Annotated in this window: 21 protein-coding genes and 2 pseudogenes; 8 read left to right on the top strand and 15 right to left on the bottom strand. The window is 63.8% G+C overall.

All coding sequences use genetic code 11. The annotated features are described in order from the left end of the window. Positions 1-19: 19 nt before the first annotated feature. On the bottom strand, positions 20-307 hold the full coding sequence (locus tag ACPDZI_RS00200) for a hypothetical protein (protein WP_011704202.1): 288 nt from the start codon (positions 305-307) through the stop codon (positions 20-22). Between the two features lie 435 nt (positions 308-742). Then, complete coding sequence (gene lexA, locus ACPDZI_RS00195) at positions 743-1,366, bottom strand: transcriptional repressor LexA (RefSeq protein ID WP_011704201.1); 624 nt, start codon at positions 1,364-1,366, stop codon at positions 743-745. A 204-nt stretch (positions 1,367-1,570) separates the two neighbouring features. Here lexA and plsB point away from each other — a divergent pair, with 204 nt between their 5' ends. Beyond that, the gene (plsB, locus tag ACPDZI_RS00190; RefSeq protein WP_146060974.1) at positions 1,571-3,994 is read left to right on the top strand and encodes a glycerol-3-phosphate 1-O-acyltransferase PlsB; all 2,424 of its coding nucleotides are present in this window, start codon (positions 1,571-1,573) and stop codon (positions 3,992-3,994) included. A 65-nt stretch (positions 3,995-4,059) separates the two neighbouring features. Here the strand turns inward: plsB and ubiA are convergent, their stop codons facing one another. Both ubiA and ACPDZI_RS00180 read right to left on the bottom strand, forming a co-directional pair. Beyond that, positions 4,060-4,923: a 4-hydroxybenzoate octaprenyltransferase gene (gene ubiA, locus ACPDZI_RS00185; protein ID WP_011704199.1), complete on the bottom strand. Its 864-nt coding sequence runs from the start codon at positions 4,921-4,923 to the stop codon at positions 4,060-4,062. After that, a complete protein-coding gene (locus ACPDZI_RS00180) occupies positions 4,920-5,456 on the bottom strand; it encodes a chorismate--pyruvate lyase family protein (protein ID WP_438833821.1) in 537 nt (178 codons plus the stop codon). Before ACPDZI_RS00180 ends, ubiA begins: the two co-directional genes overlap by 4 nt. Positions 5,457-5,601: 145 nt before the next feature. Between ACPDZI_RS00180 and ACPDZI_RS00175 the strand changes: the two genes are divergently transcribed. Beyond that, the gene (locus tag ACPDZI_RS00175) at positions 5,602-6,045 is read left to right on the top strand and encodes a flagellar basal body-associated FliL family protein (protein ID WP_438833820.1); all 444 of its coding nucleotides are present in this window, start codon (positions 5,602-5,604) and stop codon (positions 6,043-6,045) included. 124 nt (positions 6,046-6,169) lie between these two features. Next, positions 6,170-6,322 carry a hypothetical protein gene (locus ACPDZI_RS00170; RefSeq protein ID WP_438834609.1) on the top strand — a complete coding sequence of 51 codons (153 nt, stop codon included), beginning with the start codon at positions 6,170-6,172 and terminating at the stop codon, positions 6,320-6,322. Between the two features lie 13 nt (positions 6,323-6,335). On the opposite strand, the gene ACPDZI_RS00165 is transcribed toward ACPDZI_RS00170, so the two are convergent. The 4 genes and pseudogenes from ACPDZI_RS00165 to ACPDZI_RS00150 form a co-directional block, all read right to left on the bottom strand. Beyond that, positions 6,336-6,677 carry a DUF2799 domain-containing protein gene (locus tag ACPDZI_RS00165; RefSeq protein WP_011704195.1) on the bottom strand — a complete coding sequence of 114 codons (342 nt, stop codon included), beginning with the start codon at positions 6,675-6,677 and terminating at the stop codon, positions 6,336-6,338. 129 nt (positions 6,678-6,806) lie between these two features. Continuing rightward, positions 6,807-6,929: a hypothetical protein gene (locus ACPDZI_RS00160; protein ID WP_016349017.1), complete on the bottom strand. Its 123-nt coding sequence runs from the start codon at positions 6,927-6,929 to the stop codon at positions 6,807-6,809. A 74-nt stretch (positions 6,930-7,003) separates the two neighbouring features. Next, the gene (locus tag ACPDZI_RS00155; protein ID WP_187267978.1) at positions 7,004-7,984 is read right to left on the bottom strand and encodes an acrylyl-CoA reductase (NADPH); all 981 of its coding nucleotides are present in this window, start codon (positions 7,982-7,984) and stop codon (positions 7,004-7,006) included. A gap of 29 nt (positions 7,985-8,013) precedes the next feature. Beyond that, positions 8,014-9,037, bottom strand: a pseudogene (locus tag ACPDZI_RS00150) (LacI family DNA-binding transcriptional regulator). Positions 9,038-9,289: 252 nt separating this feature from the next. On the opposite strand from ACPDZI_RS00150, the gene ACPDZI_RS00145 reads away from it, so the two are divergent. The 3 genes from ACPDZI_RS00145 to ACPDZI_RS00135 are packed head-to-tail and all read left to right on the top strand — an operon-like array spanning position 9,290 to position 11,370. Then, positions 9,290-9,733 carry a PTS sugar transporter subunit IIA gene (locus ACPDZI_RS00145; RefSeq protein ID WP_438833819.1) on the top strand — a complete coding sequence of 148 codons (444 nt, stop codon included), beginning with the start codon at positions 9,290-9,292 and terminating at the stop codon, positions 9,731-9,733. A gap of 32 nt (positions 9,734-9,765) precedes the next feature. After that, the gene (locus ACPDZI_RS00140; RefSeq protein WP_187267976.1) at positions 9,766-10,053 is read left to right on the top strand and encodes a PTS sugar transporter subunit IIB; all 288 of its coding nucleotides are present in this window, start codon (positions 9,766-9,768) and stop codon (positions 10,051-10,053) included. 60 nt (positions 10,054-10,113) lie between these two features. After that, positions 10,114-11,370, top strand: coding sequence for a PTS ascorbate transporter subunit IIC (locus ACPDZI_RS00135; protein WP_011704190.1), 1,257 nt, complete (start codon positions 10,114-10,116; stop codon positions 11,368-11,370). A gap of 67 nt (positions 11,371-11,437) precedes the next feature. On the opposite strand, the pseudogene waaA reads toward ACPDZI_RS00135, so the two are convergent. Together waaA and waaF are read right to left on the bottom strand one after the other, a co-directional pair. Beyond that, positions 11,438-12,704 (bottom strand): annotated as a pseudogene (gene waaA, locus ACPDZI_RS00130) (lipid IV(A) 3-deoxy-D-manno-octulosonic acid transferase). A 1-nt stretch (position 12,705) separates the two neighbouring features. Continuing rightward, complete coding sequence (gene waaF / locus ACPDZI_RS00125; protein WP_016349010.1) at positions 12,706-13,821, bottom strand: lipopolysaccharide heptosyltransferase II; 1,116 nt, start codon at positions 13,819-13,821, stop codon at positions 12,706-12,708. Between the two features lie 241 nt (positions 13,822-14,062). On the opposite strand from waaF, the gene ACPDZI_RS00120 reads away from it, so the two are divergent. Further along, positions 14,063-14,851, top strand: coding sequence for a glycosyltransferase family 2 protein (locus ACPDZI_RS00120; protein WP_076362866.1), 789 nt, complete (start codon positions 14,063-14,065; stop codon positions 14,849-14,851). A 70-nt stretch (positions 14,852-14,921) separates the two neighbouring features. On the opposite strand, the gene ACPDZI_RS00115 is transcribed toward ACPDZI_RS00120, so the two are convergent. Further along, on the bottom strand, positions 14,922-15,965 hold the full coding sequence (locus tag ACPDZI_RS00115) for a glycosyltransferase family 9 protein (protein WP_043160324.1): 1,044 nt from the start codon (positions 15,963-15,965) through the stop codon (positions 14,922-14,924). Positions 15,966-16,188: 223 nt separating this feature from the next. On the opposite strand from ACPDZI_RS00115, the gene coaD reads away from it, so the two are divergent. Next, on the top strand, positions 16,189-16,671 hold the full coding sequence (gene coaD, locus ACPDZI_RS00110; protein ID WP_011704185.1) for a pantetheine-phosphate adenylyltransferase: 483 nt from the start codon (positions 16,189-16,191) through the stop codon (positions 16,669-16,671). A 54-nt stretch (positions 16,672-16,725) separates the two neighbouring features. Here coaD and ACPDZI_RS00105 read toward each other — a convergent pair whose 3' ends face one another. The 4 genes from ACPDZI_RS00105 to rpmG all read right to left on the bottom strand — a co-directional run bounded on the left by ACPDZI_RS00105 (position 16,726) and on the right by rpmG (position 19,344). Further along, the gene (locus ACPDZI_RS00105; protein ID WP_438833818.1) at positions 16,726-17,607 is read right to left on the bottom strand and encodes a VirK/YbjX family protein; all 882 of its coding nucleotides are present in this window, start codon (positions 17,605-17,607) and stop codon (positions 16,726-16,728) included. A 178-nt stretch (positions 17,608-17,785) separates the two neighbouring features. After that, a complete protein-coding gene (mutM, locus tag ACPDZI_RS00100; RefSeq protein ID WP_017411132.1) occupies positions 17,786-18,598 on the bottom strand; it encodes a bifunctional DNA-formamidopyrimidine glycosylase/DNA-(apurinic or apyrimidinic site) lyase in 813 nt (270 codons plus the stop codon). 29 nt (positions 18,599-18,627) lie between these two features. Continuing rightward, on the bottom strand, positions 18,628-19,083 hold the full coding sequence (locus ACPDZI_RS00095) for a hypothetical protein (protein ID WP_146060968.1): 456 nt from the start codon (positions 19,081-19,083) through the stop codon (positions 18,628-18,630). A 93-nt stretch (positions 19,084-19,176) separates the two neighbouring features. Then, complete coding sequence (rpmG, locus tag ACPDZI_RS00090; protein ID WP_005307500.1) at positions 19,177-19,344, bottom strand: 50S ribosomal protein L33; 168 nt, start codon at positions 19,342-19,344, stop codon at positions 19,177-19,179. Positions 19,345-19,354: the final 10 nt, after the last annotated feature.

The raw sequence follows: 19,354 nt of genomic DNA, 5'->3' as shown, positions 1-19,354 counted from the left end.
GCACAAGAAGCAGTGATGCTCAGGGCTGTTGTCGGCGCCGCTCATGCGGGCGTCTGGATTGGGCCCGCAGCGGGATGACGGGGGCGGTCCAGGGGGCGTCGGCCAGCCCGCCGTCATGATGGCTGTGAAACAGGCGCACCAGCCGGACAATCTTGTCCTTGGGGCACCCCAGCCAGATGGTCCAGCAGGCGCCCTTGTGGTGTACCCAGAGGGCATAGAAACGGGTCATCCGGTTACCCTTGATGAAACGGGTGATGGAAGAAACGGGCGATGCCAGACCCGGATCCCATGGCGAGCTTGAAGCCATACCTGTCCTCCTCGATCAACAGGTCACGCCAACCGGCACCGCCCATCACCACTAGGGTGAATGAGTCGATGACTGCCGCGTGTCGACTGCGCGAGTGTGCCGCTGCGGTGCCGACTGCCGGCGTCCTGGCCACTCTCCCTTCTATCCCGCAAGCGCCTCTTTGCTAGGTGTGACCTGCACACCGCACGAAGCTGTTGTTTTTTCCTGCTGCCCTCCGGGTTCCTGCTACCAGCGATCTGGATAACGCGCGTCATGGCGAGCAGCGGGGCGGCTCAAGCCAACGAGTCCGCCTTACCAAATGATATATCTGAAATGAATCGCCTGCGGTCACCGCCCGCAGACAAAAATGGCGGGTATCAGGATCTGATTGAAATCATGGGGAAAGGAGTACAGAAACGAAACGGCCTCCCGCAGGAGGCCGTTTCGTGGCGGGGATTACATCCAGTCGGCGTTGCGAATGACACCGACCGCCAGCCCCTCGATGGTGAGCTGCTGGCAGGAGAGATCCACCTCGATGGGGGAGAGCTCTTCGTTCTCCGGCAGCAACCACACCTGGCTGCCCTTGCGCTGGAAGCGCTTGACGGTGACATCCTCGTCGAGCCGTGCCACCACTACCTGGCCGTTGCGTACCTCCTGGGTCTTGTGCACCGCCAGCAGGTCGCCATCCAGAATGCCGATATTCTTCATGCTCATGCCCTGTACCCGCAGCAGGAAGTCAGCTCGCGGGTGGAACAGGGCCGGATCCACCTGGTAGTGGCTCTCGATATGTTCCTGCGCCAGGATGGGCTCGCCGGCGGCCACCTTGCCAATCAGCGGCAGCCCGCTCTCTTCCAGCGGCTCTTCCTCTTCAAGCAACAGGCGGATGCCGCGGGACGTGCCCGGCATGATCTCGATGACCCCCTTTTTGGCCAGGGCCTTCAGATGTTCCTCGGCCGCATTGGCCGACTTGAAACCAAGCTTCTGGGCTATCTCGGCGCGAGTCGGCGGCATGCCGGTTTCGTTCATGTTCGCCTTGATCAACTCCAGCACTTCGGCCTGGCGGGGAGTAAGGGGTTTCATAGCATGGGCACCTGTCTTTTTATACAGCACACTGGCAGTATATACAGTGCAGTGGCCAAGGCAAGGCGCAGCTGACATTTGTCGCGGCCCGGCGCTCATTTGCTGCAGATTTGATCCCGCGCAGCCGACTCATCGTACCTCTCGGCGACAAGCAGTCGGTGATTTGCTATGCTCACGCCGCATTTTTTTGGAGAGCAGACGCACATGTCCCTTGGACAGAACATTTCCAGAGCAATCTTGCAATGGCCGGTCAGCGGCTTGGTCAATCACAAGAGCCTGCCGGAAAATCCCATCACCGAGCTCAAGCTGGATCCGGCCAGACCCATCGTCTACGCCCTGAAGACCAGCTCGATCACCGACCTGATGACCCTGCAACAATGCTGCGAGGATCTCGGCCTGCCCGGCCCCTTCACCCCGCTGGAACTGAACGGCCAGTTGCTGCCCCGTTATGTCTGTCTGGACCGTCCGCCGCCCCTGTTTGGCAAGCGCAGCAAGCCGCTGCCCTTCCTGCAGGAGTTCCACCAGCTGCTGGATCTGCACAAGCAGGATCCGGCGCTGGATATCCAGGTGGTCCCCGTCACCCTGTTCTGGGGCCGTGCCCCCGGCCGGGAAGGCGAGGAGGCCTCCGGCTGGAACATCATCAGCAGCCTGGCGCCAAACCGCCTCAAGAAGGCGTTGATTGTGATCCTCAAGGGGCGCGAGAACCTGGTGCGCTTCTCCCCGCCGCTCTCCCTGCGTCACATGGCGGACAAGCACGGCACCGACGAGGCCATCGCCCACAAACTGGCGCGGGTCGCCCGCACCCACTTCAGCCGCCAGCAGCTGGCGGCCACCGGCCCCAAGCTGCCCAACCGCAACCTGCTGTTCAAACAGCTGCTCGATTCGAACGTCATTCAGCAGGCCATCGAGGAAGAGGCCCAGCGCGAGGGGATCAGCCTGGAGAAAGCCCAGAAACGGGCCCACGGCTACATGGACGAGATCGCCTCCGACTTCTCCTACCGGCTGATCCGGCTCGGCGAGAGCTTCCTCGGCTGGCTGTGGAACAAGCTCTACCGCGGCCTCTCGGTCAACGGGGCCGAGAAGGTGCGCCAGCTGGCCCAGGAAGGGCACGAGATCGTCTATGTGCCCTGCCATCGCAGCCACATGGACTACCTGCTGCTCTCCTACGTCATCTACCACCAGGGCATGGTGCCGCCCCACATCGCGGCGGGCATCAACCTCAACTTCTGGCCGGCGGGCCCGATCTTCCGCCACGGTGGCGCCTTCTTCATCCGCCGCACCTTCAAGGGCAATCCCCTCTACAGCACGGTATTCCGGGAATACCTCAACCTGCTGTTTGCCAAGGGTTATTCGGTGGAGTTCTTCACCGAGGGTGGGCGTTCGCGTACCGGCCGCCTGCTGCCGCCCAAGACCGGCATGCTGGCGATGACCCTGCAGGCCATGATGCGCGGGCTGGACAGACCGGTGACCCTGGTGCCCGTCTATCTGGGCTATGAGCACGTGATGGAGGTGAACACCTACCACAACGAGCTCAAGGGCAGCCGCAAGGAGAAGGAGAGCTTCCTGCAGGTGCTCGGCATCCTGCGCAAGCTGCGCAACTACGGCCGCGGCTTCGTCAACTTCGGTGAGCCGCTGACCCTCAACAATTACCTCAACGAGCACGTGCCCAGCTGGAAGGAGCACATCGGCGAGGAGGAGCGTCCCGAGTGGATGGCGCCCACCGTCAACCAGCTGGCCGAGCTGCTGATGACCCGCATCAACGGGGCTGCCGCCGTCAACGGCCTGACCCTGAGCGCGCTGGCGCTGCTGGCCGCCGAGCGCCATGCCCTGACCCGCGACGAACTGCAAGCCCAGCTCAACACCTATCTGGACCTGCTCAAACAGGTGCCCTACAGCACGCACAGCACCATCCCGGACGAGGATGCCAAGACCCTGCTGGATCAGGCGATGGAGCTCAACAAGTTCGAGGTGAGCGAGGACAAGCTAGGCCAGATCGTCAGCCTGGACCGCTATCAGGCGATCCTGCTGACCTACTACCGCAACAACATCCTCCATCTGTTCGCCATGCCCTCTCTGGTAGCGGCCTTGATCGAGCGCTGCGAGGGGATCTCCCGCAGCGAGATCGTTGCCCGTTGCATCGACATCTACCCGCTGCTCAAGACCGAGCTGTTCCTGCGCTATGAAGAGGACGAGCTGCCGGAGCTGGTCGATGCCCTGCTGGCCGAACTGCAGCGCCAGCAGCTGATCGAGGCCCGCGACGGTGGCTTCTGGGTCAATCCGGTCAACCAGACCCGCCTGCTGCTCTTGGCCGAGAGCATTCAGGAGACTCTGCAGCGCTACGCCATCGTGCTGACCCGGGTGCTGGCCCAGCCCCGCATCGAGGCCGAGCAGCTGGAGGCGGACGGCCTGATGATGGCAGAACGCCTCGGCACCCTGCACGGCATCAACGCCCCCGAGTTCTTCGACCAGAAGCTGTTCAGCACCCTGATCCACACCCTGCGCAGCGAAGGCTACCTCGACCCAGGCTGCAAGCCGGATCTGGGGCGCTTCCAGGCGCTCGCTGACAACATAGTGCCGCTGCTGAGCACCAAGATCCGCCGCACCATCCAGGCTGGCAACCGGCTCTGACCCCGCTCGCACGACACCATAAAAAAGGCCGCAACATGCGGCCTTTTTTCATGACAGGAGCGGGCTTACAGGTAGTTGATCACTACCCCGGCAAAGATCAGCGCCCCCACGTAGTTGTTGTTGAGAAACGCCTGGAAGCAGGCCTCCCGCTGCCGCTCACGGATCAGCCGCTGCTGATAGACGAACAGCGCCGCCGCCGCCAAGAGCGACCAGTAGTAGCTGGAGCCTAACTCGCTCAGCTGCCCCACCAGCAGCAGGATCAGCAGGGTCAGCAGCTGCAGCGCGCCGATGATCCGCTTGTCGTGGCGGCCGAACAGGATGGCGCTCGACTTGAGGCCGAGCTTGAGGTCGTCGTCCCGGTCCACCATGGCGTACTGGGTGTCATAGGCGATGGTCCACAGCAGGTTGGCGAGAAACACCAGCCAGGCCACCGCCGGCAAGGCGTTGGCCTGGGCCGCATAGGCCATGGGAATCGACCAGGAGAAGGCCATGCCGAGCACCAGCTGGGGGATCGGGATGTAGCGCTTCATGAAGGGGTAGCAGACCGCCAGCAGCAGGGCCGCGAACGACAGGCCGATGGTGAGCGGGTTCATGGTCAGCACCAAGGCGAACGAGATGAGCGCCAGCACTGCAAACAGCGCCAGCACCTCCCGCGGCTTGACCTTGCCCATGGGCAGCGGCCGGCCAGCGGTGCGCTTCACGTGACCGTCGAAGTTGCGATCCGCATAGTCGTTGATGACGCAACCGGCGGAGCGCATCAGAAACACTCCCACCACGAACACCAGCAGGGTCCAAAGATCCGGCAGCCCGTCGGCCGCCAGCCACAGCGCCCACAGGGTCGGCCACAGCAGCAGCAGGGTACCGATGGGCTTGTCGATGCGGGCCAACTGTACGTAGGCCAGTCCCCGCTCCTTGGTTAACAGATTCACTCCAGCTCCTTGTTGCATGACAGAGAGGGCAAGAAGAGTTCATGGACCAGCAGTGGCCATTGCCCCAGAAACAGACGGGAACGACGTCCCCAGACGGTGCCGGCCGGACACCAGGGATTGCTCGCAATCTCGAAACAGGCCAGTTGCAGGTGATCGCGCCGGGCAGGCTCGTCACCGAAGATACGTTCGCCCAGGGGTTGCTCACCCAGCCCGCGCAGACCGCTCTCTTGCAGGGCGGCTTCGGCAAACAGGGTCCAGCCCAGCACGGCCGGTCCATGATCGCCGTGCAGGATCACCTCGCGACACAGCCCCATGGGCTGCTCGGCGACCACCAGCTGCTGCTCGTCGGCGTCGAGGGCGACGCTGCGATTGCCAAACAGTTGTACCGAGAAGTGGCGATTGTGGCGGCGCAGGCGTCGGGTCATGGAATCGGCCTCCAGCAACCAGGGCAGCAAGGCCTCGGGTGGCTCGCACTGCGCGGGCGCCAGCCAGGGTACGAGCCGGGCAAGGGGAACAGTCAACTCGGACTTCACAGCTTCACCATCCGGAGATTTCCGTTATCAGGTTAAAATCCGGTTTATTATCCGTAAATCAATCGAGAATTGTAAGAACATCCGTGCTTGACGGCCCCGATGGCAACATCAAAAATGGGGTATCTCTTGCTGATGAGCCATCCCTATGAAGCTATTCAAATTTCTGCTGGTGTTGTTGCTAAGCTGCGGTGCACTTCAGGCCTATGCCTCCGAAGGAGGGGAAGCCCCCGCAGAAGGGGAAGCTGCTGCTGCTGCCGCCGCCAAGCCGGGTTTCTTCTATCACCTGCTGGATCCCGACATCATCACCAACTACCTGAGCGATGGCAAAACCCTCGGCTACGTCCGGGTCACGGTGGAGCTGATGGCCGAGAACGAGGCCGACCTCAAGCTGCTGGAGCAGCATGACCCCCTCATCCGTGACGCCATCATCCGGCTGATGGGCAGCAAGAGTGCCGACCAGATCAAGTCGCTGGTCAGTCGCGAAGACCTGCGCAAGGAGTGCCAGACCCGGGCCAACGAGCTGCTGGTGAAGGAGACCGGCAAGAAGGCGGTGCGCGAGCTGATCTTTACCAAGTTCCTCTATCAGTAATCTCCCGTCACCACGAGCGGGCCGCGAGAGCATCCTGGCCCGCTCGCTGTTTTAGAAATGAAAATTGATTACACTAGGGCCCACCGAGTTGTCGAGGTAGTCGAGATGGGCAACAAGACCCTGTGTGAATGGCGTCGCAGCGAGATCCCGGCCCGATCTCAAGACCCTGCGCAAAATCGTGCGCAAACCCAAGTTCGTCTGCGGCAAGTGTGCCCGCAGCGCCAACGACAAGAGCTATCTATGTCAGCCGCTGCGGTTGAAAGAGAAAGAAGCCTGAGCCGCCAGCCCGGCTACTGATCGGTCCAGCCCTGGCGGCCCTGCTCGAACAGCCGGCGCGCCTGGACGTCATTGGGGCAGACCCCGCGATACTCGCCACCGGAACGGCCCGCCAGATAGAGGTGCTCCGGCCGGCAATACCAGGCCAGTCCCTTCTGATGCCCCTGTTTCCACAGTTCGGCATCTACCTTCTCGCCGCACTGGGCCTGATGAAACTCGACCCGCTCTGCGGTAAAGCCCAGCTTGCCATCGGCCTCCCCCACCTCGCTCCACACCTTCTCGCACGGATCGTCCGAATGGGAGGCGCAGCCCCCGAGCAGAACGGCAAACACTATCACCGAGAGTCGCATAATCATCCTTGAGTGTCGTTTGGGCAGTTCATTCTAGCCAGAGCCGCAGCCCCCTCCAAGCACCTCTCCCCATTCCTGTGAGCCGCCCAAAAAAACAGGCGGGCCCGAAGCCCGCCTGTGTATTCAATGCGCGGATTACTGGTCGTCGAGAGGGTCATCATCCTGCCAGCTCTCGTCTTCCCATTCATCCAGCTCTTCTTCCCAGGATTCCGGCTCCCAATCGTCATCGAGATCGTAATCCGGCTTGTGTCCACCCATGCTCATTCTCCTTGGATAGTGCACCCGCACTCAAAGTCTATCCAGAAAAATGGGGCTCGCCAGTCAGGGCTGGATCAAAGTTTGACCAGGGTGCGCCCCGCGATTTGCCCTTGGGTGATGGCTTCGGCGGCCTCCGCCACCTGCTCCAGCCCGATCTCGGTGACCGCCTGCGCGAAGAAGCTGGCGGGCAGATCCCGCGCCAGTCGCTGCCACGCCAGTTGGCGGCGCGCCAGCGGGCACATCACCGAATCGACCCCCTGCAACCGCACGTTGCGCAGGATGAAGGGCATCACGCTGGTGGGCAGATCGAAGCCACCCGCCAGCCCACAGGCCGCCACGGCGCCGCCGTAGTTCATCTGGGCCAGCAACTTGGCCAGCACCTGACTGCCGACGGTATCGACCGCCCCGGCCCACAGCTGCTTCTCCAGCGGCTTGGCGGGCTCCAGCAACTCGCTGCGCGGCACGATGCGGCTGGCGCCGAGCGCGGTCAGCAGCTCGCCCTGCTCCGCGGGACGGCCGGTCAGGGCTGCCACCTGATAACCCAGTGCAGCCAGCAAGGCGACGGCGGTGGAACCCACCCCGCCGGCGGCGCCGGTCACCAGAATCTCGCCGCTCTGCGGGGTTACCCCCGCCTCTTCCAGCGCCAGCACGCAGAGCATGGCGGTCAGACCGGCAGTACCGATGCACATGGCCTGCCGCTCATCCAGCCCGGCCGGCAGCGGTACCAGCCAGTCGGCCTTGACCCGCGCCTGTTCGGCCATGCCACCCCAGTGTCCTTCCCCCACGCCCCAGCCGGTCAACACTACCTTGTCGCCCGGCTGATAACGCTCGTCGGCAGACTCGAGCACGATACCGGCGAAGTCGATGCCGGGCACCAGCGGCCACTGGCGTACTATCTTGCCCTTGCCGGTGATGGCCAGCCCGTCCTTGTAGTTGAGGGAGCTGTAGCTCACCGCCACCCGCACCTCGCCGGCCGGCAGCTGGCTCTCGTCCAGCCGGGTCAGGGTCGGCACCGTCTTGCCGTCTTGGTTTTCCAGTAACAGAGCCTTGAACATGGTTGCCTCTTTGATGAGTGTGAAAGGGGTCAGCTGCTTTGCCGCTTCTGCAGCTGGAAGTCGAGGGTCAGCGCCGAGCCCATGACGGGTTCACCGGCCAGCTGACGCAAGATGAGATCGGCCGCCTCCTGCCCCATCCGCTGATAGGGGATGCGGACCGAGGTGAGGGCAGGATAGCAGGCACGCGCCACGTCCAGATCGTCGAAACCGGCGATGGCGAGCTTGCCCGGCACGTTCAGGTGGCGGCGCTGGCATTCGAACAGCACCCCGGCTGCCAGCTCGTCGTTGACGCAGACCAACGCATCCAGTTCGGGCCAGCGCAGCGAGGAACTCCCCCAGCATGGCCGCCCCCGTGCTGAAGCTGGGCCGCTCCGAGGTGTTGATGATGGCGTCGGGGGAGAGGTAGTTGTCCAGCAGCGCCTTCTGCCAGCCCTGCATGCGTTGCTGCAGCATCCACTGCTCCTGGCGGGCGCAGAGAAAACCGATATTGCGGTAGCCGCGCTCGATCAGGTGGCGGGTCAGCTGGTAGCCGGCATCGAAGTTGGAGACCCCGACGTTCATGTCGATAGGGCTGCGGGCCATGGCCCCCACCTCCACCACCGGCAAGCGGGCCGCCTGCAGCCGCTGGCGGATGGTCTCGCCGGGATCGCTGCCAAACAGCACCACGGCCGCCGGATTGTGCTGCAGAAAGCTGGTCAGCAGGCTCTCTTCCTGCTGTTTGAGGTGCTGGGCATCCCCCAGCATGATCTGGTAGCCCTCGCCCCGCAGCGTCTGCTGCAGCCCGGCGATCACCTCGCCGCAGCCGCACTCGGTCAGGCTGGGCACGATCACCACTATGGTCTGGGAAGTAGCGGACGCCAGCGCCCCCGCCGCCCGATTGGGGATATAGCCGAGTTCGTCCACCGCCGCCTCGATGCGCTCGCGCATCTTGTCGGACACCAGCTCGGGGGTGCGCAGGGCGCGCGACACCGTCATGGCCCCCACGCCGGCCAGCTGGGCCACATCGTTGAGGGTCACCCGACCCGTGCTACGGCGTTTCTTCGCTTCTGACATCCTTTCCCTTCCTCGGCATACGGGTGCTCACTTTAAGGCAAAAGCGGGGCACTGACTATTTGCTCAAACCGGATTTTACCTCCTTTGAGCCAGATAAGGGGCAAGATGAATCCCTTCCATGAGAGAAATGATAGCGCTATCACAGATCGATGTTAGCGCTATCTGGTAGCGCTAACTTTCGCGATCGGGCTCACAGTTATCAGCCGGCAAGATCGCTAGATTGGCGCCATCTTATCCAGCCCGGACATTGCCATGCTGACCCAATTGCTGACCGAGGAGGTCATTTCCATCGAAGCGGGCGCCCGCGACTGGCGTCACGCCATCGAGCTGGCCACCGCCCCCCTGCTGGCCAACGGCACCATAGAGCCCTCCTATGTGGCGGCGCTCTATCGCTCCCACGAAGAGCTCGGCCCCTACTACGTGCTGGGCCCGGGCCTGGCCATGCCCCACGCCCGCCCGGAAGACGGCGTCAACCGGCTGGGACTGGCGCTGACCGTGCTGGAGGAGGGAGTCAACTTCGGCTCAGAGGGTAACGACCCGGTCCGGCTGCTGGTCACCCTGGCCGCCAGCGACAGCAACTCCCACGTGGAGACCATCGCCCAGCTGGCCGAGCTGTTCATGAATGAAGAAGACGTGGCGGCCATCATGGCGGCCACCAGCAAAGACGACATCTTGCGCATCCTGGCGCGTTATTGAGTGGCGCCCTGCGCCCGACAGAGGAAGAGAACATGAAGATTCTGGTTGTATGCGGACACGGCCTGGGCACCAGCCTGATGATGGAGATGAGCATCAAGAGCATTCTCAAGGAGCTGGCCGTGACGGCCGAGGTGGATCACCGGGATCTCGCCTCCGCCGGCAGCGAGCGCGCCGAGATCTTTGTCGCCACCCGCGACATCGCCGAACAGCTGGTCAGCATGGGCGTCAACGGCCGGCTGGTATCGCTGGACAACATGGTCGACAAGGCCGCCATGAAAGAAAAACTCGCCATCGCCCTGCGCGAGCTGGGCGCACTCTAACCCCTTTGCGACTGTCTGGGCGGCCGGTGAGCCGCCGCTTCCATCTGCTTGGAGCTGACCATGGAATTTTTCAATTTTCTGATGTTTGACGTGCTGTCGGAGCCGGCCGTACTGGTCGGCCTGATCGCCCTCATCGGCCTGATCGCCCAGAAGAAACCGGTGACCGAGTGCATCAAGGGCACGGTCAAGACCATCATGGGCTTCGTCATCCTGGGGGCTGGCGCCACCCTGGTGGTGAACTCGCTGGGCGACTTCGCCACCATCTTCCAGCACGCCTTCGGCATCAAGGGGGTGGTGCCCAACAACGAGGCCATCGTCTCCATCGCCCAGCAGTCGTTCGGCAAGGAGATGGCGATGATCATGTTCTTCGCCATGCTGGTGAACATCCTGATCGCCCGCCTCACCCCGTGGAAATTCATCTTCCTGACCGGTCACCACACCCTGTTCATGTCGATGATGGTAGCGGCCATCCTCTCCGCCGGCGGCATGAGCGGCATTCCGCTCATCGCGGTGGGCAGCCTGGTGGTCGGCGTGACTATGGTGCTGTTCCCGGCCCTCGCCCACCCCTACATGAAGCAGATCACCGGCTCCGATGACGTGGCACTCGGCCACTTCTCCACCTGCTCCTACGTGCTGGCCGGCTGGATCGGCGCCAAGTTCGGCAACAAGGCCCACAGCAGCGAAGAGGTGCAGGTGCCCAAGAGTCTGCTGTTCCTGCGCGATACCCCGGTGGCCATCTCCTTCACCATGGGCATCATCTTCCTCATCACCTCCGCCTTCGCCGGCCCCGAGTTCGTCGCCAGCGTCGCCAAGGGCAAGCACTGGTTCATGTTCTCCCTGATGCAGTCCATCACCTTCGCCGCCGGGGTCTACGTGATCCTGCAGGGGGTGCGGATGGTCATCGCCGAAATCGTGCCGGCCTTCAAGGGGATCTCCGACAAGCTGGTACCCAACGCCAAGCCGGCGCTGGACTGCCCCATCGTCTTCCCCTACGCCCCCAATGCGGTGCTGATCGGCTTCCTGTCGAGCTTTGCCGCTGGTCTGGTGGGCATGGTGCTGCTCTACCTGCTGGGACTCACCGTCATCATTCCGGGCGTCGTACCGCACTTCTTCGTCGGCGCGGCGGCCGGGGTGTTCGGCAATGCCACCGGCGGTCGTCGCGGCGCCCTGCTGGGGGCCTTCGCCAACGGCCTGCTGATCACCTTCCTGCCGGTGTTCCTGCTGCCGGTGCTGGGGGATCTCGGCTTTGCCAACACCACCTTCAGCGATGCCGACTTCGGCGTGGTGGGGATCCTGCTCGGTCTTATCGTGCGCTGAGCCAGCCCGCCGCCAAAACAGAAACGGAGCGCCATGCGCTCCGTTTTTTATGTCCGTCTGCCCGGCTTCAGTCGTTCTCCAGGCTGGCGAGGCAGTGAGACAAGGTGCGCGCCAGCGCCCCCTGATTGCGCAGCACCACGGCGCGGGCCTGCTCGCCCATCTCCCGGCACCGGCTCTCGTCGGCCAGCAGTGCGCTCACCTGTTCCCCCAGCTCGGCGGCATCGGCCACCACGGCGGCACCACCCTGGGCCACCAGCTGGCGGGTGATGTCGCTGAAGTTGAAGTAGGCGGGGCCGCTCAGGCAGGGTTTGCCCAGCGCAGCCGGCTCCAGCAGGTTGTGGCCGCCCACCTTGACCAGGCTGCCGCCGACGAAGGCCACGTCGGCCGCTGCCAGCATCAGCGGCAGCTCGCCCATGGTATCGCCCAGGTAGATCTTGTCGCGCTCGCCGACCGCACCGCCCGCCGTACGCCGCACGCAGCCGTAGGGGGCACACAGCGCCGCCACCCGCTCGAACCGCTCGGGGTGGCGAGGCACCAGGATCAACAGGGCCGACGGCTGCGCCGCGAGCACCCGGTCGAAGGCGGCCAGCACCTGCTCGTCTTCCCCCTGATGGGTGCTGGCGGCGATCCAGACCGGCCCGATCCGTCCCCAGCAACTGGCGCAGGGCACGGCCCCTGGCCTGCACCTGCTCATCAAGCTGGATGTCGAACTTGATGGAGCCGGTCACCGCCAGCCGCTCGCGCCCCAGCCCCAGCCGATGGAAGCGATCCGCATCGTCCTGATGCTGGCAGAGCAGGTGGGTCAGCGGCCGGCTGAGGGCATCAAACGCCCCCTGAAAACGGCCATAGCGTCGGCAGGATCGCTCCGAGAGGCGGGCATTGATGATGGTTACCGGCAGGTGACGCGCCTCGCACGCGGCCAGCCAGTTCGGCCACAACTCGGTTTCCATTACCCAGAGCGCGCGCGGTTTGACGGCATTGAGAAACGCCGCCACCGCCCAGGGGTAGTCGAGCGGTGCGTAGCGGTGCGCCACCAGATCCCCCAGCCTGGCGGCCTGCTCGGCACCGGTGCGGGTGGTGGTGGTGAGCAGGATCGGCAGATCGGGCCGCTCGGCCTTGAGGGCGCGGATGAAAGGGCTGATGGCCAGCGTCTCCCCCACACTCACCGCATGGATCCAGAGCGGCGCCTCCTGCCCGGTGGCGGGCGTCAGCCCCAGGTGCTCGGCCCAGCGCTTGCCAAAGCCGGGCTTGCCCTTCTTCGGCTTGTAGAGCGCCAGCAGCGCCAGCGGCAACCCCAGGTGGATCAGCAGGTTGTAGAGCAGCCGATAACCCATGCTAGTGCGGCTCCCCGCGCTTGCCAGGCTCGGCGACGAAACGGGGCGGTTCGCCGGGCGGCAGCGCCAGCGGCGGTGCCGGCGTTTCACTGCACTCCAGCCGGCGGCCAGCCTCGATGACCTGCTCCGGCATCAGTTCGATCAGGCACTTGAGGTGACCGAACTTGCAGGTGCGCTTGAAACAGGGTCGGCACTCGATGTCGGTGTGGACGATCTCGACCCGGTCCGCCAGCGGCGGGGTATAGAGCGGCGAAGTGGAGCCATAGACCCCGATCAGCGGCCGGTTGAGGGCGGCCGCGACGTGCATCAGGCCGGAGTCGTTGGCGATCACCCGCCCGGCCAGCGCCATCAGGTCGATCGCCTCGTACAGATTGGTCTTGCCCGCCAGCACGTGGCAGTTGGGGCGCGACAGCGGGTTGATCCGGTCGCGGATGGTGTTGGCCACCGCCGCGTCCTTGGCGGAGCCGAAGATCCACACCTGCCAGCCCTCGTCGAGGTGCTTTTGCGCCACCACGGCGTAGTGGCCCTCCGGCCAGCGCTTTGCCGGGCCGAACTCGGCCCCCGGACAGAGCACCAGCACCGGGCGGGCGCGATCCAGTCCGAGCCGCTCCAGCGCCTTCTCCTGGTTGATGAGGTCGACGTTGAGGGCCGGCTGGGGAATGGTCGGGATGTCGGCCCGGCTCTTCATCTGCGCCTTGGGATAGGCCAGCGCCAGGTAGGCCTCCACCATCAGCGGAAAGGCGGACTTGTTGCTGCGCATGTCGTTGAGCAGACCGAAGCGGTGCTCCCCCTTCCAGCCGGTGCGCACCGGGATGCGGGCAAACCAGGGGATCAACGCCGACTTCATGGAGTTGGGCTGGATGATGGCCTGATCGTACTTCTCGGCCGCCAACTGCTTGCCGAGCCGGCGGCGGGCCCCCAGCTTGAAGTCGCCGTGACCGAGCGGCATCGGGATGGCTTTGTCCACCTCCGGCATCCGCTCCAGCAGGGCACCACACCAGGCGGGCGCCATCACGTGCAGCTCGCTGTCAGGGTGATTGGCCTTGATCGCCTTGTAGAGGCTCTGGGACATCACCATGTCGCCGACCCAGGAGGGGCCGATCACCAATATCTTCATCTCGCGCGTCTCTTGGGCCAAGCCCTGCGGTTAATCGTTGCTGGCCGAGATTATGCCCCAAGAATGGCCCGAGAAATAACAGAAGATCCCCGTACCACCCGCTCTCATACCAAAAAAGCATCCGTTTGAAACTGACGCAGCCCCGACAGCCGGAACCATGCTCCGCCTGCCGTTTTAGGCTAGAATGGGCGCCAATTTGAGCATGGCCCGCCAGCCGGGCGCCAACAAGAGCCTTTAATCCGTGAACAAACCGACTCTGGCGGCTGTCCTTATCGTCAAGAATGAAGCCGAAAACCTGCGCCCCTGCCTCGCCTCCCTCGACGGGCTGGTCGACGAGATCGTCATCATGGACTCCGGCAGCCAGGACGAGACCCCGGCCATCGCCGCCGAATTCGGCGCCCGCTTCTTCGTCAATCCGGTGTGGCCGGGCTTCGGCCGCCAGCGCCGCCTCGCCCAGTCCCACGTGCAATCCGACTGGGTACTGTGGCTGGATGCGGACGAGCGGCTCACCCCCGAGCTGAAAGCCGCCATCGCCGCCGTCATGGCCAACCCGGCCAGCGACACCATCTACTCGATCCCGCGCCTCTCCTGGGTATTCGGCCGCTTCATCCGCCACAGCGGCTGGTATCCGGACCGGGTGCTGCGCCTCTATCCCAAGGCGCTCACCAGCTACAACGAGGTGCTGGTGCACGAGAAGGTGGAGGTGCGCGCCAACATGAAGATCGTCAACCTGCACGGCGACCTGCTCCACTTCACCTATCGGGATCTGGAGCACTACCTGGTCAAATCCGCCGGCTATGCCCGCGCCTGGGCCGATCAGCGCACCGCCCGCGGCAAGAAGGGCTCCCTCAGCCAGGGACTGGTGCACGCGCTGGGCTGCTTCCTCAAGATGTACCTGCTCAAAGCTGGCTTCCTCGATGGCAAGCAGGGGCTCTTGCTGGCCATCCTGTCGGCCCACTCCACTTTCGTGAAGTACGCCGACCTCTGGATCCGCCAGCAGCAGCAGGCACCGGATCAGGCGGACAAGTAAGCCGCCAGCACTTCCCCCCATACGAGACAGGGCCCTTCAAGGGCCCTGTCTGCATTTACATCATCTGGTATCAGTGTTCAGCGCGCCAGAACGGCGGCGCCCAGCGGGCGATCGCCGCCGCCATGGTCTTGGGATCGAGCTGGCTCATGTCTTCCGGGTGATCGCTGTCTTCCGGCGGGCTGAACGCCAGGTGGCGTCCCTCGCTGTTGAGCGGACGCCAGCGCAGCGGCGTCGCCGAGCGGTGCGCCGGGAAGAAACCGATGGTGGGCACATCCAGCGCCGCAGCGATGTGCAGCGGCCCGGTGCTGCCCGCCACGAACAGGGCGGCGTTGGCCATCACCTGGCAGAACTTGGGCAGCCCTTCGTCGGAGCGGTAGATCCAGCCGTTGCCGCCGTGGGCCAGCAGCTCGGCCGCCAGCTGTTCGGCGATCTTCTCCTCCCCCGGCCCTGCAGTCAGGATGCACTGCAACTCGGGACAGGCCTGGTTGAGCTTGATGATGAGGCGGGCGTACTGCTCGATGGAGAGGTTGTTGGCCGAGCCGCCGCTGCCGGCATGCACCATCAGCCAGGGGCGGCCGGCATCGAGCCGCAGGCGGGCGGCAACCTGCTCGCGCACCTGTTGCAGGCTCTCGGTATCGAAGCTGAGGTAGGGGCCCTGCGGCTCCACTGCGCTCACCTGCTGGTCGGCGAGGAAACGGCGCACCAGATCCAGGTTGTATTCGTACTCCGGTTTCTGAGAGCGGGAGCGGCGCTGGATCAGGCGCTGGTTGTAGAGCACCTGGGCCAGCTTGGTGGCCGGCGCCAACCGGTAGGGAATGTGCGCCTTCCACACCAGCATGGCATTGCGGGAGTTGGAGAAGAGGCAGATGGAGGCATCGAAGGCGGCAGCCTTGATGCGTGCCTGCAAGGCTCGTTGCTGTTCCTTGTCGGCCCGGGAGCCCGGATCCAGGATGATTTCGTCAATCCAGGGGCAGAGGCGGGCCAACGGCGCCGTGTAGGCAGGAACCAGGGCAGTCACATGACACTCCATGGAGCGCTTGAGCATGGCAAAGCTCGGCCAGGCCAGCATGAAGTCACCAATCTTGTCATTGCGGACTACCAGAATACGTTTCATAAAAAATCCCTTTGCTCCCTGTCACCAATGCAAGGAGGCTTGATGCGCGGTGCGGGTATTCTTGCCTGATGTATCGCTATTCTCAAGCGAAGAGACCCGGTGACCCCGATTTGGATCGGCAAAGCCGGCATCGGGGCGCCAAAACTCGCCCCAAGGCGGTCGCACCAATCCCCCAACAGACCCTATAATGCGACCAAATTTCCCGGTTGCAGGAATCAGCAGCATGACCAACAAGGTAATCTATCCCGGCACCTTCGATCCCGTCACCAATGGCCACACCGACCTCATCGGCCGGGCCGCCAAACTGTTTGATGAAGTGGTGGTCGGGGTGGCCAACAGCCCGAGCAAGCGGCCGCTGTTCGATCTGGACGAACGGGTGCAACTGGCCCGCCAGGTGACCGCCCACCTGCCCAACGTCAAGGTGGTCGGCTTCTCAGGCCTCTTGGTGGATTTCGCCAGGGAGCAGCAGGCCAACGTGCTGATCCGCGGTCTGCGCGCCGTCTCCGACTTCGAGTACGAATTCCAGCTGGCCAACATGAACCGCCGCCTGATGCCGGAGCTGGAGAGCGTATTCCTTACCCCGGCCGAGGAGAACTCTTTCATCTCTTCCACCCTGGTGAAGGAGGTCGCCCTGCACGGCGGTGACATCCGCCAGTTCGTCGACCCCGCCGTGGCCGCCGCCATCAAGGCCAAACAGACCAAGTAACAACGAAACAGGCTACCCGAGGGTAGCCTGTTTGCTGCTGGGGGTCTGTGCGGCTCAGCCCGCCAGACGCGGGCCCAGCAGTTGCTGACTCGCCAGGGTCAGCTGATCGAGCCACTCGTAACGGCGCCGGTACATGGCCCGCTTCTTGGAGGCGATCTCCTCCAGCGGCTTGCGCTGAGCGGGCTGCAGCCGTACAAAATTGTCATCCAGATCGATGGCGCCAAACTCCTGCCACAGCTCGTCATAGTCCGCCTGCAGACAGGCTTTCTTCTTCTTGCTGTAACGCCGGGCCTGATAGATGTGGGCCTTCATCCGCACCGCCGAGATGTGCTCGGCCTGCATCGCCTCGGCCAGCTGCATCACCAGCATCACCACCAGCGACTTGGGCCGCAGACCGTGGCCCTCCTTGGTCAGCGCACGCACCTTCTCCTGCGCCTGCTCGATGCAGGGCTCCGGGCCCTGTACCGAACCGATCACCACTGCCAGCCGGTTGGGGGTGCCGGCCAGCGAGAAGGCGCAGCTATAGAGCCGCTTACCCTGCGGGTCGACGATGGAGAGGGCGAGCTCCGCCTCGCGGCGGAAGGTACCGTCATGGCGCAGCACGATGCGGCAACCGCTCTCGGGATAATGGCCGAGTTCGATGCCATCCCCCAGATAGAGCGGGTCGATCAGATCCAGGTAGCGGGCCAGCATCAGCCGGTAGTGATTTTCCAGCATCTCGGCCCGCTCGGTCGCGGTGGAGCCGGCAAAGCGATAGGGCCGCATCGGCTTGTCGAGCAGCTCGGGATAGTGGGCAGGCAGGGCCTTGAGCGGTTCGGCCTGAAACAGCTCGAACACCCGGCTCAGCTGCTGCCGATAGAGCAGGCTGCGCAGCACGAACTTGGCGCGATTGAAAGTTTTGCGGGCGCTGTCATCGGGATAGAGGAAGCGCGCCATTTTTTGGGCACAATAGTGCCCCTGCCGGGACAAATGGTCCCAGTCTATTGATTTAGCTGTCATTTTATTTTCTCAAACCGCCTGAACGGTCGAGATAGTAGTGACAGGCGAGCAAATCTTCAACAGACTGGAAATACTCTCTTACAACTTGGCCATTTCAGGCCAAAAAAACCGCGATTCAGCGCTGGCAGTGTGAGCAGAACACGGTGGTACGCTGCCCCAGCCGGATTTCACTGAGCAGGGTATGGCAGTGAAAACAGGGCTGGCCGCCCCGCCCGTAGACCTGCAGCTGCTGCACGAAATAGCCCGGTTTGCCGTCTGCACTGGTGAAATCCTTGAGGGTGGTGCCGCCCTGCCTGATCGCTTCGGCCAGCACCCGCTTGATCTCGGCCACCAGGGTGCCCAGTCGCTCGGCACTAATGTTGCCCGCCGCCCGCTTGGGGTGAATGCCGGCCGCGTAGAGCGCCTCGTTGGCGTAGATGTTGCCCACCCCGACCACCACATGGTTGTCCATCAGGAAGGTCTTGATGGCGGTGCTGCGCCCCTTGGCACGCTCACGCAGATAATCGGCGTTGAACGCATCGGTGAGCGGCTCCGGCCCCAGCTTGGCCAGCAACGCGTGCGCCTCGGCCGGCTCGCGGGTCCACAGCAGGGCGCCGAAGCGGCGCGGATCGTTGAGCCGCAGCAGCTTGCCGTTGGCCAGCTCGATATCCACGTGATCGTGCTTCTCGGCCGGGGTGCCGATGTCCAGCACCCGCAGGCTGCCCGACATGCCCAGATGGAGGATGGCGGTGCCGAAGTCGGTCTCCAGCAGCAGGTACTTGGCGCGGCGGCTGACGCGGTGGATGGTGAGATCCACCAGCTCCTGGATTTCCCCCGGCACCGGCCAGCGCAGACGGCCGTCCCGCACCACCACTCGGGTGACCTTGATGCCGGTAAGCCAGGGTGAAATGCCCTGGCGGCTGACTTCGACTTCCGGTAATTCAGGCATGGGATCCTCGTGCTGACGCTGAAAAGGGGTTAGGGAGCGGGACGCAGCAGGCTGCGGTACTGCTCCTGGCTCAGGCTGAGCCAAGTCGAGGGCGGCAGCAGGGCGGCAAACTTGCCGCTGTCCTGATAAAGGCCCACCTCGATGGGATCGCTCTGGCCGGCGACCCAGATCTTGAGGGTAACCGGGTTGCCGCGCACGGATTCGCCGGGCGGCAGCAACCAGCCCTGCCAGGCTTCGATGTGCGCCGCCAGCTGGGTACTGCTGAGCCCCAGATCCGGCCCGCTGCGCCAGCCCTGCCCGATCCGTTCGATCTGCCAGCTCGGCCCCTGCCAGGTGAGCACCACGGCACTCTCCGGCAGCAGCGGACGCGCCCGCTTGGCGCTGTTCTCCTGCTGGGCCAGCTCCAGCCGGTGCAACAGGGTGATCACGATCAGCACCACCACGATGATCACGTTGTTCCAGCCTTTGCGGCTCAGTTTGAACATGGCAAGCCTCCCTTAGAACCGGCAGTGTACTGAATTTCGGCCATAAAAAAACCCGGCACTAGGCCGGGTTTTTGGGAATGCAGCATCAAGTAATTACTTGATTTTGCCTTCCTTGTAGATCACATGCTGACGAACAACGGGATCAAACTTTTTGATCTCCATTTTTTCGGGCATGGTGCGCTTGTTCTTGGTAGTGGTATAGAAGTGACCAGTACCGGCGCTGGAGTTCAGGCGAATTTTCTCGCGAATACCTTTAGCCATGATCTAATTC

It is taken from the genome of Aeromonas oralensis, from assembly GCF_049665575.1.
GTDB classification, from domain to species: Bacteria; Pseudomonadota; Gammaproteobacteria; order Enterobacterales; family Aeromonadaceae; genus Aeromonas; species Aeromonas hydrophila.
Note: the sequence above shows the minus strand (reverse complement) of the source record. Positions and strands in the feature narration are given on the sequence as shown.

Coding starts and splice junctions, on each gene's coding strand:
- ACPDZI_RS00200 (WP_011704202.1), bottom strand. CDS start 307: ATGGCTTCAAGCTCGCCATGGGATCCGGGTCTGGCATCGCCCGTTTCT.
- lexA (WP_011704201.1), bottom strand. CDS start 1,366: ATGAAACCCCTTACTCCCCGCCAGGCCGAAGTGCTGGAGTTGATCAAG.
- plsB (WP_146060974.1), top strand. CDS start 1,571: ATGTCCCTTGGACAGAACATTTCCAGAGCAATCTTGCAATGGCCGGTC.
- ACPDZI_RS00175 (WP_438833820.1), top strand. CDS start 5,602: ATGAAGCTATTCAAATTTCTGCTGGTGTTGTTGCTAAGCTGCGGTGCA.
- ACPDZI_RS00165 (WP_011704195.1), bottom strand. CDS start 6,677: ATGATTATGCGACTCTCGGTGATAGTGTTTGCCGTTCTGCTCGGGGGC.
- ACPDZI_RS00160 (WP_016349017.1), bottom strand. CDS start 6,929: ATGGGTGGACACAAGCCGGATTACGATCTCGATGACGATTGGGAGCCG.
- ACPDZI_RS00155 (WP_187267978.1), bottom strand. CDS start 7,984: ATGTTCAAGGCTCTGTTACTGGAAAACCAAGACGGCAAGACGGTGCCG.
- ACPDZI_RS00145 (WP_438833819.1), top strand. CDS start 9,290: ATGCTGACCCAATTGCTGACCGAGGAGGTCATTTCCATCGAAGCGGGC.
- ACPDZI_RS00140 (WP_187267976.1), top strand. CDS start 9,766: ATGAAGATTCTGGTTGTATGCGGACACGGCCTGGGCACCAGCCTGATG.
- ACPDZI_RS00135 (WP_011704190.1), top strand. CDS start 10,114: ATGGAATTTTTCAATTTTCTGATGTTTGACGTGCTGTCGGAGCCGGCC.
- waaF (WP_016349010.1), bottom strand. CDS start 13,821: ATGAAGATATTGGTGATCGGCCCCTCCTGGGTCGGCGACATGGTGATG.
- ACPDZI_RS00115 (WP_043160324.1), bottom strand. CDS start 15,965: ATGAAACGTATTCTGGTAGTCCGCAATGACAAGATTGGTGACTTCATG.
- coaD (WP_011704185.1), top strand. CDS start 16,189: ATGACCAACAAGGTAATCTATCCCGGCACCTTCGATCCCGTCACCAAT.
- ACPDZI_RS00105 (WP_438833818.1), bottom strand. CDS start 17,607: ATGGCGCGCTTCCTCTATCCCGATGACAGCGCCCGCAAAACTTTCAAT.
- mutM (WP_017411132.1), bottom strand. CDS start 18,598: ATGCCTGAATTACCGGAAGTCGAAGTCAGCCGCCAGGGCATTTCACCC.
- ACPDZI_RS00095 (WP_146060968.1), bottom strand. CDS start 19,083: ATGTTCAAACTGAGCCGCAAAGGCTGGAACAACGTGATCATCGTGGTG.
- rpmG (WP_005307500.1), bottom strand. CDS start 19,344: ATGGCTAAAGGTATTCGCGAGAAAATTCGCCTGAACTCCAGCGCCGGT.